1 protein-coding gene is annotated in these 570 nt (G+C 57.7%); it reads right to left on the reverse strand.

The genetic code is table 11. The annotated features are described in order from the left end of the window. The coding region (locus tag C6558_RS38985; RefSeq protein ID WP_146161007.1) for a hypothetical protein at window positions 1-530 on the reverse strand (530 nt) is incomplete at its 3' end. Window positions 531-570: the final 40 nt, after the last annotated feature.

Below are 570 nucleotides of genomic sequence, written 5' to 3' on the forward strand. Positions count from 1 at the left end.
CCTGCCGTGGCGCGCACCGCGTTCGAGGTGGCGGCATATTTCGGCAAAGCCTTGTACTGGTTGTTCAGCAAATCGAGATTTTCGTCGGCGTTGCCTTCGGTGTTCGTCGCGGCCCAAAGCATTGTGGCTACGGTCTTGAGCCAAGCGAGATCCGCAGCGGCATTCAGTTGCGATCTCAGGTCAGGATGGACGATTGTCATCCAACTGTCGAAACGAGCAAGGACCTCGTCAGGACCTGCTCCTTCGCCGGCGTAGTTGGCGATGATCGGCAACACGTCGCCTGGCTGTTCCTCATGCATGACGACGGCTTTGCAGTGCCGGTAGATCGCCCCTGCCGTGGCGCGCACCGCGTTCGAGGTGGCGGCATATTTCGGCAAAGCCTTGTACTGGTTGTTCAGCAAATCGAGATTTTCGTCGGCGTTGCCTTCGGTGTTCGTCGCGGCCCAAAGCATTGTGGTTACGGTCTTGAGCCAAGCGAGATCCGCAGCGGCATTCAGTTGCGATCTCAGGTCAGGATGGAAGATTGTCATCCAACTGTCGAAACGAGCAAGGATCTCGTCAGGACCTGCT

Source organism: Ensifer sp. NM-2 (assembly GCF_003024455.1).
GTDB lineage: Bacteria > Pseudomonadota > Alphaproteobacteria > Rhizobiales > Rhizobiaceae > Ensifer > Ensifer canadensis.